This window comes from Flavobacterium sp. (assembly GCF_049590715.1).
Taxonomy (GTDB): Bacteria; Bacteroidota; Bacteroidia; order Flavobacteriales; family Flavobacteriaceae; genus Flavobacterium.
Window position 1 is genome coordinate 1 of sequence record NZ_JBAWDL010000076.1, and the last position, 10545, is coordinate 10545.

The following is a 10545-nucleotide window of genomic DNA, read 5'->3' on the forward strand; positions in this document are numbered from 1 at the left end:
TATTAGGAGAAGTTGATGTGATCAAATCTCTTTTACTACTTCCAGGGGTAACTAATGCAGGAGAAGGAGCCTCTGGATTTAATGTTCGGGGTGGTGGCGCGGATCAAAATTTAATTTTACTGGATGAGGCTACTATCTTTAGTTCCTCACATGTCTTTGGATTTTTCTCCGTATTTAATCCTGATGCGATCAAAGATCTAAAATTATACAAAGGTGGTATTCCCGCTAACTTTGGAGGAAGAGCTTCATCTGTCTTAGATATTTATCAAAAAGATGGTAATAGTAAATCCTTTCATGCTAGTGGTGGAATAGGATTGATTTCGAGTCGTCTTTTATTAGAAGGTCCTTTGGTAAAAGACAAAGGTTCTTTTTTAATTGGAGGACGTAGTTCCTATGCCCATTTATTTTTGAAACTGTCCGAAGATCAAAAAAACAACGCCGCATACTTTTATGATTTAAATACCAAATTGAGTTATAAACTCAACCCAAACAACAACTTGTATTTCTCAGGGTATTTTGGGCGTGATGTATTTTCAATCAACAAAAGTTTCTCAAACACTTATGGAAACTCAACACTTAACCTACGATGGAATCACTTATTTTCAGATAAATTATTTTCTAATTTATCATTAATATACAGTGATTACTATTATGGTTTAGAACTGGATTTTATAGGTTTCAATTGGGATTCAGGTATTAAAAATTACAATATTAAATATGATTTCAAACATTATGTATCCGATAAACTCAAATTGAGTTATGGTGCCAATGCTATTTATTACTCCTTTAATCCTGGTACCATAAATCCTTCAAAGGCTGATTCAGGAATTAATCCAGATCAATTGGACAAAAAATATGCTTTTGAACCTTCTCTTTACATTAGTGCTGAACAAGATATTACAAAAAAAATTGCTGTTACTTATGGTCTTAGATATAGTATGTTTTATCGTTTAGGTCAGTCAACAGTAAACATTTATGCGGACAACAATCCAATAGTATTCAACAAAGACCAACAGATTTATGAAAAAGCCACACCTATAGGCGCAACATTTTACGACAAAAATAAAGTCATTCAAAGTTTTGATAACTTAGAACCAAGATTAGCTGTTTCTTACCAACTAACGGATGAAAGTTCCGTAAAAGCCAGTTACAATCGTATGGTACAATACCTTCAATTAATAACGAATACTTCCTCTCCTACCCCGCTGGATGTATGGACACCAAGTGATAATTTTATTAAACCACAAATTGCTGATCAAGTGGCGATAGGGTATTTCAAAAACTTTAAAGACAAAATGTACTCACTTGAAGTAGAAACCTATTATAAGAAAGTTCAAAATAGATTGGATTATATTGATGGTGCTGATTTAATTGCGAATAAAGCCATTGAACAAGTTATTCTAAACGGTAGAATGCGTTCTTATGGTCTTGAAGTGATGTTGAAAAAAAATGAGGGAAATCTTAGTGGATGGATCTCTTATACATTATCTAAGTCAGAACAACAAACACCTGGAAGAACCTCAGATGAGTTAGGTATAAATGGCGGTAATTGGTACCGTTCTGTATATGATAAAACGCATAATCTTGCCGTAACTGCTGCTTATAGTTTGAATGAGAAATGGAGTTTTGGAGCCAATTTCTCTTTACAAACTGGACAACCTGCTACGTTTCCAAACGGACAATATACCTATCAAGGAGTTGTTGTGCCAAGCTATGGTTTGAGAAACGAAAATCGTTTGCCAGCTTATCACCATCTTGATGTATCAGCAACGCTGACACCTAGAAGAAATGCTGACAGAAACTGGAAAGGCGAATGGGTGTTTAGTATTTATAATTTATACAATCGTCAGAATGCTGCTGCTATTAATTTTAGACAAAACACAGATACAGGAGCAAATGAAGCGGTACGAACTTCTATTTTTGGAATCGTTCCTGCAGTAACTTACAACTTTAAATTTTAAGACAATGAAAAAGATAAATATCCTTATAGCACTACTATTAACATTATTTTTGAATGGTTGTCAAGAAGTAATTGACGTAGATTTAAACACTGGTCCTCCAAAATTAATAGTAGAGGCCTCTATAAAATGGTTAAAAGGTACAACAGGAAAAGAACAAAAAATAAAACTGACAACGACTACTTCTTATTATAGTAGCCAAATCCCAACTGTTTCAGGAGCGATAATTACGGTAAAAAACCGCACAAATAATACCTTTAATTTTATCGAAATTAATAATACAGGAGAATATTTATGTACTGATTTTATTCCCGTACTTAATGAAGTCTATACATTAAATATTAACTTAAACGGGGTTACCTACACCGCTACCGAAATACTAGCATCAGTAGCGCCAATTGAAGAAATTATCCAAAATAACGAAGGTGGTTTTTCAGGAAAAGATATCCAACTTAAAACATACTTCACTGACCCTGCTAACCAAACAAATTTTTACTTATTCCAATATATTTTTACTGATAAAATAAAACAAACGTTTTATGCTGATGAAGATACATTATTTCAAGGCAATCGCTTTTTTAGTTTGTCCCGATCTAATGAAATAAAAAAAGGAGATGAAGTCATAGTAACGCATTATGGCATATCAAAAACCTATTACAACTATCTTAATGTGCTTATTAGCATTGCTGGTGGCGGTGGTGGCGGTCCTTTTCAATCACCTCCTGCTACGGTACGTGGAAATATAATCAATACGACCAACAAAGCGGATTATGCTTTGGGTTATTTTAATTTGAGTGAAATAGACAGCCGAAACTATACAGTACAATAAATACATTCAGATCACCTAGCCCTGATAGTAGCGACAGCCCTGACTGAAAAAGGCTATTTTATGCAGGAGTTACAGAGCGACCAGAGGAAGCTCCTGTAACGACCTAGCATAAAAAGCGTTTTGAAGGAGGGCTAAAGCGGATAGCAGGAAAAGCTACTAATAAGTATTTAATTATCTTTACTCCCAAATTCAATAAAATGTCTTCACACCATATCGTACGCGATGACCAAGAACCTGCTTTAATCATTGCCAATGGCGCTGCTTGTAACCCTGAATTATTGGGACAACTTCTCGAATGGTCACCCATTGTTATTGTTCTGGACTCAGCAATGGATCGTGTGATTGAATTAGGAATTAAAGTTGATGTGTTACTGGGAGATTTTGACCGAGATTTTGACGCTAATTACTACAAGGAAAAACAATTCCCCATCGAAATAGTACATACACCAGACCAAAATAAAACCGACTTAGAGAAGGCTTTTGATTATCTAGTCGAACGCAATATTCCTGCTGTAAATGTGGTTTGGGCAACAGGAAAACGCACCGATCATACGATTACTAATTTGACAAATATTGTTCGTTACCGAGAGGTATTGAAAATTGTCATTTTAGACGACCATTCGAAAGTATTTTTATTGCCTCGAAAGTTTGACAAATGGTATCCTAAAAACACCCCAATATCCTTAATTCCAGTGGGACATGTAAGTGGCATCCATTCTGAAAATTTATTTTACCCGTTGAAAGACGACAATTTAACAATAGGCTACAGAACTGGAAGCAGCAATTTTGTAGCAGAAGACGGAATTGTCCGAATCGAACACGAAAAAGGTGATTTATTACTAATGGAGTGCATGGATTAGTTCTAAAAACTAATTTGGCAAAAGATAGTATTAGCGCTATAATTAAGCTCTCTCTGACAGATTAGTGCAATTTATACAGCTTTTTTTAGTGATAATTCGTTTAATTCGTGTTTGCCTTTTTTTAATATGATTAGCCCCTCAAATAACTAAGTATTAAGGTATAAACAAATTTGAATTCCCTACCTTTGCACCGAAATCAAAAAGCCATGTCAAAGACAATTACGGAGAAAACCAATTTACACCCAAGAAACCTGCATAAATTTCGATACGATTTTGAACTTTTAAGCAAAAACTATCCAAAGTTAAAAACCTATGTAGGCATAAACGAACACCTGATAGACTCGAGCGAAAGCGAACAGACCAAGCAAACTATTGATTTCAGTAATCCTGATGCGGTAAAAGCATTAAATAAGGCCTTACTTATCACTTATTATAACGTTCAAAACTGGGATATTCCTAAAGGTTATCTTTGTCCGCCTATTCCAGGTCGCGCTGATTATATTCATAACGTTGCTGATTTATTAGCGTCTTGCAATAACGGGGTCATTCCTGAAGGCAATATTATTCAAGGTTTAGATATAGGTGTAGGCGCTAATTGTATTTATCCAATATTAGGAAATGCGGTTTATGGTTGGAGTTTTGTAGGTACTGACATTGACGACAAAGCCATTGACAACTGTAGTGACATTATTGAAGCGAATCCACATTTAGTTGAAGCCATCAGTTTACAACAACAAACTGAAGCTCGTTTTATTTTCAAAAACATTATAACGCCCGAAGATAAATTTGATTTCATCTTATGCAATCCTCCTTTTCATACCTCTCAAGAAGAAGCTACTAAAGGAAGCATCCGTAAAATCAACAACTTAGAAAATATAAAAACCACCAAACCCATCTTGAATTTTGGAGGACAAAATGCCGAATTATGGTGTGAAGGTGGAGAATTTCGTTTCATTAGCCAAATGATTTACGAAAGCGCTAAATACCCTATGCAGTGTCTTTGGTTCACTACGCTAGTGGCTAAACAGTCACACTTAAAAAGCATTTACAAAATACTCAACAAAGTCAATGCGGTCACCATCAAAACGATCGATATGGCACAAGGACAAAAAACAAGTCGCATTCTCGCTTGGACTTTCTTAAGTGAAAAACAACAAAATGATTGGTCTTTTGAAGAACCTAAACCCATTATTTTTTAGGCCTATTTCCAGCTATTCGCTATAGCCCTCCATGTGTTCGCTTTTTTTACAATCCCACTACAGGAGCTTCCTGCGGTCGCTCTGTAGCGTGAGTAAAAAATAGCAACCACATTCTCGGGGCTGTCGCTTCTATCTGGGGCAGTACACCATAACAACCTCACCTAAAGTGGTAAAAATGAAACATTTCATACTATTCTTGTAATTTCAGACAGTACTAGAGTCCCTAACTTAGCTAAAACTTAAAAACAAACTATTATGAACACAGCAAAAATTATTGGAATAGTACTAATCATTCTTAGTTTAGGAATTGGATATACTGGAATTAACAAAGTATCAAACAATACTGCAGAAGTGAATGTATTAGGTTTAGAAATAGATGCTTCAAACGAATCAGGAAAACAACAAGGCTATATATACTTAGGTTTAGCAGCTGTACTTTTTGTTGGTGGAATTTTCACTATGAATAAAGCTAAGTAGTTTTACTTTAAAAAAAGTCATGATTTTATAGTCATGACTTTTTTTTGCTTTTTACATCATTAATGTATTGCAAAGAATCTTTGTAACTTTGCAGCTCAATCACTTTGCAACTTTACTAAATGAATTTCCAAGTAGTATCCGATTATCAGCCCAAAGGCGACCAACCTGAAGCCATCAAAAAATTAGTTCAAGGGATTAATGATGGCGACGAACACCAAACACTGTTAGGAGTAACAGGTTCAGGTAAAACGTTTACTGTTGCCAATGTGATTCAGGAAATACAAAGACCCACTCTGGTTTTAGCACACAACAAAACACTGGCTGCTCAATTGTACTCGGAATTCAAGCAGTTTTTCCCAAACAATGCAGTAGAATATTTTGTTTCCTATTACGATTATTACCAACCCGAAGCTTTTATGCCCGTAACAGGGGTTTTCATTGAAAAAGATTTATCTATCAATGAAGAACTTGAAAAGATGCGATTAAGCACCACCTCCTCCCTACTTTCAGGCCGAAGAGATATTCTTGTGGTCGCCTCGGTATCTTGTTTGTATGGTATTGGAAACCCTGTCGAATTTCAAAAAAATGTGATTGAAATTGAAAAAGACCAACAAATTTCACGTACTAAACTTTTACACAGCCTAGTACAAAGTTTATATTCTAGAACAGAAGCCGATTTTACTCCTGGGAATTTCAGAATTAAAGGTGATATCGTTGAAGTCTATCCTAGCTATGCTGATGATGCGTATCGCATTCACTTCTTTGGAGATGAAATCGAAGAAATTGAATCTTTTGATGTCAACACTTCCAAAGTAATCGAACGATTTGAAAAACTAACCATCTATCCTGCTAATATGTTTGTCACTTCACCAGATGTATTGCAAGGTGCTATATGGGAAATACAACAAGATTTGGTTAAACAAGTGGATTATTTCAAAGAAATTGGCAAGCATCTGGAAGCCAAACGACTGGAAGAACGCACGAATTTCGATTTAGAAATGATTCGGGAATTAGGATATTGTTCTGGAATCGAAAATTATTCTCGTTATCTTGATGGCAGACAAGCAGGAACAAGACCTTTCTGTTTATTGGATTATTTCCCAAAAGATTATTTGATGGTCGTCGATGAAAGTCACGTTACACTATCTCAAGTACATGCCATGTACGGAGGCGATAGAAGCCGTAAAGAAAACTTAGTCGAATACGGTTTCCGTTTGCCAGCTGCCATGGACAATCGACCGTTGAAGTTTGAAGAATTTGAAGCCATGCAAAACCAAGTGATTTATGTCTCAGCAACACCAGCTGATTATGAATTGCAAAAATGTGATGGTGTTTATGTAGAACAGGTCATTCGACCAACAGGATTGTTAGATCCCATTATTGAAATTCGCCCAAGTTTGAACCAGATTGATGATTTAATCGAAGAAATTCAACAACGCTGCGAATTAGACGAACGTGTTCTCGTGACTACATTAACCAAAAGAATGGCTGAAGAACTGGCCAAATACTTGACTAAGGTATCAATTCGTTGTCGTTACATACATTCAGATGTGGATACTTTGGAACGAATAGAAATCATGCAAGATTTACGAAAAGGATTGTTTGATGTATTGATTGGAGTCAACTTATTGCGTGAAGGATTGGATTTACCCGAGGTTTCACTTGTAGCCATTTTAGATGCAGATAAAGAAGGATTCTTGCGTTCTCATCGTTCGCTAACACAAACGATAGGTCGTGCGGCAAGAAACCTAAACGGAAAAGCGATTTTATATGCTGATAAAATCACTGCCAGTATGCAAAAAACTATTGACGAAACTGAATATCGAAGAACAAAACAAATCAATTTCAATACTGCAAATAATATTATACCTCAGGCTTTAAATAAAAAAATTGAAAGTGCTTTTATTACCAAAAATCCATTGGTAGAATACGAATTAGGACATACGCTAAACAATGCTGCCGAACCAGAAACCGAATATTTATCGAAAGCTGAAATTGATAAACGTATTCGTGAGAAACGAAAAGCGATGGAAAAAGCGGCCAAAGAACTTGACTTTATGCAAGCAGCTAAATTAAGAGATGAAATTAAAGTATTGCAAGAGAAAACAGTTTAATACGCGTATTCTTTAAAAATACGCAACAATTCATTGATACTAATTTGAGTATCTGGTGCTGCTTTCATTTTATCTAAAACCTTTTTTACGGCATCAAGATTCACGCCCATGTGGATCGCAAATCGTTTGATGGCTACAGCATCTTTTATAAACAGTATTTTATCTTTTTGCATTAAAATTGCCAATCTATAAAACTGTAGAATCCGAACGGATTCATCTTTTATCATCTTTAATGTAGTTCCTTTATAAAACAACTCCATAAAACCTCCTTTTTCTATATCTAATGTATTGGCTAACATAAATAAAAAATCAAATTCTTTTTTATCTAATTGTTCATTGACAGTTGCATAAGCAATCATGTCTAAAAGTAAATTTTTCTTTTCTTGGTAGATATCCATGCCACTGTTAATTTCTGCTAATTTATCATTTTTATAACAATTACCAAAAAACAATTGATTATTTGATAATATAATTTTTTGAAGCTATGTTTTTTATCAAAAAAGCAATATAAGGCTACAAATCAGCAATGAAATAAAAGAAATATCTCTTGTTTTTTTAATCAAAAGAAGCAAAAAACAATATCAACATTTATCCTTAATACGTCAAAAATACTCCCTAAACTTAGATTAATTTATTACATTTAGATATTGTACAACTTTGAATGCGATTAAACTAAAAAAGCAATTGATATGAAACTTATTCTTCGAGCTTTCGATTTAAAATTGAAACACACTTTTACCATTTCAAGAGAATCTATTGACATTCAGCCTTCTTTGATTGTCGAATTGAAAGATGGAGAATTTTCTGGATTTGGTGAAGCCACATCAAATCCTTATTACAATATTACGATCCCAAAAATGACAAGTGAATTAGAAACCTTACGCTCTGTAATTGAATCCTCAAGTGATGAAACACCTGAAATATTTTGGAACAAAATCCATCCTTCTTTACAGAATAATCTATTTGCTTTATGCGCTTTAGACATGGCATATACTGATTTATATGCTAGAAAAAAAGGGAAGAAACTATATGATTTATGGCATTATAATACTGACAAAAATCCATTAACAAATTATACCATTGGAATAGATACCATTCCTAAAATGGTTGCCAAAATGAACGAATTGCCGTGGCCTATTTATAAAATAAAACTAGGTACACCTGAGGATATCGCTATCGTGAAAGAGTTACGAAAACACTCAGATGCTATTTTTAGAATCGATGCTAATTGCGGTTGGGGAGTGGACGAAACGATTAGTAATGCTATAGCGTTACAAAAACTGGGAGTAGAATTTTTAGAACAACCCCTAAAAGCAGATAACTGGGAAGGACATTCTGAAGTTTTTAAAAAATCGGTTTTACCCATCATTGCAGACGAAAGTTGCATTATCGAAGAAGATGTAGCCAAATGTCACAATCATTTTCATGGCATCAATATTAAATTAGTAAAATGTGGCGGACTTACTCCTGCCCGAAGAATGATTCAAGAAGCGAAGAAGTTAGGCCTTAAAACAATGGTGGGATGCATGACGGAATCTTCAGTAGGAATTTCAGCAATTGCCCATTTATTACCTCAATTGGATTATGTTGATATGGATGGCCCTTTATTGTTAGCTAAAGACATTGCTGAAGGAGTACGTATCGAAAATGGCCAAATTTATTATACTGACATAGATGGCACAGGTGTTCTTTTAAATGAATCTCTATGAAAGTCAAACAATTTCCTGATAGAAAAATAACAATTGACAATGAATCCTATTTGTATTTTGGAGGTACAGCCTATTTAGGGTTACCCAATCATAAAAAATTTCAAAAACTACTTATTAAAAATATTAAACGCTGGGGAACGACTTATGGAAGTTCAAGAAATGCTAACATCAAACTAACTGCTTACGATGAAGGGGAACATTTTTTAGCTAACTTCATTGAAGCTGAAGCCGCTGTAACAGTTTCTTCAGGTATGTTAGCAGGAAAATTAATTATAGAAGCTATATCCCCATTGACGGATTGCTTTTTTTATTTACCTGATACCCACACGGCTCTAAAGAGTCAAAATAGTCTCCCTTTTTTTATTGATGGAAAAATAAATCCTCGCTTAACAAATACTACTACCGAAAAAATTACAATTCTGACAGATGCTGTCCCTTCATTTAACCTTGAAGCTATTGATTTATCTATTTTAGAAAAAATTTCTCCTTACAAGGAAATCACTTTAATTATTGACGAATCACATTCTCTTGGAATCCTTGGAAAGAATGGCTGTGGCATATTTTCATCAACAAATTATCCTAATATAAAAAGAAAAATAATGCTTTCTTCGTTAGGAAAATCATTTGGATTAACGGGAGGGGTAATAGCAGCTGACAGGGATTTTATCAATCTAATAAAAGAAACAGATAGCTTTGTTTCAAGCGCTGGGATGAATCCTGCTTTTGTTCAAACCATAGCTGATGCTCAATCTATCTATTTTCAACAACACAAAAAACTTCAAAAAAAACTAGAATACATCTATTCTAAAATAAAACAAAACAAAAATATCGACTTCAACCCAAAATATCCTGTTATATATCCTAAAATCGAAGGAATACAAAAAAAACTCCATGAAGAGAAAATTATAGTCACTCATTTTAAATACACCAACTTAAAGGAAGATTTATATCGCATTGTATTTACTGCCAATCATAAGAAGAACGATTTAGACAAAATAATAGCCATACTCAATAGATAGAAAGATTATAAATCAATTTCAATTACTTTTAAAACGTACCTTTGTAAAAAATAAATATATGATGACAAACAACGATATCTTCAAAAAATTACGTGTAGCTTTAATGTTGCGTGATGATCAAATAGTAGAAATTTTAGAACTAGTTGATTTTAGAATTTCAAAATCAGAATTAGGCGCTTTTTTCAGAGATGAAAAACATCCTAATTATATGGAATGTGGTGATCAAGTATTACGTAATTTTTTAAATGCCTTAGTAATCCATTTAAGAGGAACAAAAGAAAATCCAAAAAATCCAAATGATGTTTTAGCCAAACATAAAGCTCAAATTCCTGCAAAAGATAGCACAAAAGAAAGAGCCGAATTTAAAGCAACCCCAAAAG

10 protein-coding genes are annotated in these 10545 nt (G+C 34.2%); 9 read left to right on the forward strand and 1 reads right to left on the reverse strand.

Annotated features, from left to right (window positions below):
- From WBQ70_RS03805 to uvrB, 6 genes are all read left to right on the forward strand, one after another.
- A partial coding sequence (locus WBQ70_RS03805) for a TonB-dependent receptor plug domain-containing protein (RefSeq protein WP_423910784.1) occupies positions 1-1961 on the forward strand: 1961 nt, incomplete at its 5' end.
- A gap of 4 nt (positions 1962-1965) precedes the next feature.
- Positions 1966-2787, forward strand: a complete 822-nt coding sequence (locus WBQ70_RS03810) for a DUF4249 family protein (RefSeq protein WP_423910787.1) — start codon at positions 1966-1968, stop codon at positions 2785-2787.
- Positions 2788-2984: 197 nt separating this feature from the next.
- The gene (locus WBQ70_RS03815; RefSeq protein WP_423910790.1) at positions 2985-3647 is read left to right on the forward strand and encodes a thiamine diphosphokinase; all 663 of its coding nucleotides are present in this window, start codon (positions 2985-2987) and stop codon (positions 3645-3647) included.
- Positions 3648-3853: 206 nt separating this feature from the next.
- On the forward strand, positions 3854-4846 hold the full coding sequence (rlmF, locus tag WBQ70_RS03820; RefSeq protein WP_423910793.1) for a 23S rRNA (adenine(1618)-N(6))-methyltransferase RlmF: 993 nt from the start codon (positions 3854-3856) through the stop codon (positions 4844-4846).
- Positions 4847-5101: 255 nt separating this feature from the next.
- Positions 5102-5323: a hypothetical protein gene (locus tag WBQ70_RS03825; protein WP_423910795.1), complete on the forward strand. Its 222-nt coding sequence runs from the start codon at positions 5102-5104 to the stop codon at positions 5321-5323.
- 119 nt (positions 5324-5442) lie between these two features.
- A complete protein-coding gene (gene uvrB, locus WBQ70_RS03830) occupies positions 5443-7437 on the forward strand; it encodes an excinuclease ABC subunit UvrB (protein ID WP_423910798.1) in 1995 nt (664 codons plus the stop codon).
- Here uvrB and WBQ70_RS03835 read toward each other — a convergent pair.
- A complete protein-coding gene (locus tag WBQ70_RS03835; protein WP_423910801.1) occupies positions 7434-7835 on the reverse strand; it encodes an excinuclease ABC subunit B in 402 nt (133 codons plus the stop codon). The genes uvrB and WBQ70_RS03835 overlap by 4 nt on opposite strands.
- Before the next feature lie 291 nt (positions 7836-8126).
- On the opposite strand from WBQ70_RS03835, the gene WBQ70_RS03840 reads away from it, so the two are divergent.
- The 3 genes from WBQ70_RS03840 to WBQ70_RS03850 form a co-directional block, all read left to right on the forward strand.
- A complete protein-coding gene (locus WBQ70_RS03840) occupies positions 8127-9146 on the forward strand; it encodes a dipeptide epimerase (protein ID WP_423910804.1) in 1020 nt (339 codons plus the stop codon).
- Positions 9143-10165, forward strand: a complete 1023-nt coding sequence (locus WBQ70_RS03845) for an aminotransferase class I/II-fold pyridoxal phosphate-dependent enzyme (RefSeq protein WP_423910807.1) — start codon at positions 9143-9145, stop codon at positions 10163-10165. The genes WBQ70_RS03840 and WBQ70_RS03845 overlap by 4 nt, the downstream gene beginning before the upstream one ends.
- 61 nt (positions 10166-10226) lie before the next feature.
- Positions 10227-10545, forward strand: a 319-nt coding sequence (locus WBQ70_RS03850; RefSeq protein ID WP_423910810.1) for a DUF1456 family protein, incomplete at its 3' end; no start/stop codon positions are given.

Coding starts and splice junctions, on each gene's coding strand:
- uvrB (WP_423910798.1), top strand. CDS start 5,443: ATGAATTTCCAAGTAGTATCCGATTATCAGCCCAAAGGCGACCAACCT.
- WBQ70_RS03810 (WP_423910787.1), top strand. CDS start 1,966: ATGAAAAAGATAAATATCCTTATAGCACTACTATTAACATTATTTTTG.
- WBQ70_RS03815 (WP_423910790.1), top strand. CDS start 2,985: ATGTCTTCACACCATATCGTACGCGATGACCAAGAACCTGCTTTAATC.
- WBQ70_RS03835 (WP_423910801.1), bottom strand. CDS start 7,835: ATGGATATCTACCAAGAAAAGAAAAATTTACTTTTAGACATGATTGCT.
- WBQ70_RS03840 (WP_423910804.1), top strand. CDS start 8,127: ATGAAACTTATTCTTCGAGCTTTCGATTTAAAATTGAAACACACTTTT.
- WBQ70_RS03845 (WP_423910807.1), top strand. CDS start 9,143: ATGAAAGTCAAACAATTTCCTGATAGAAAAATAACAATTGACAATGAA.
- rlmF (WP_423910793.1), top strand. CDS start 3,854: ATGTCAAAGACAATTACGGAGAAAACCAATTTACACCCAAGAAACCTG.
- WBQ70_RS03825 (WP_423910795.1), top strand. CDS start 5,102: ATGAACACAGCAAAAATTATTGGAATAGTACTAATCATTCTTAGTTTA.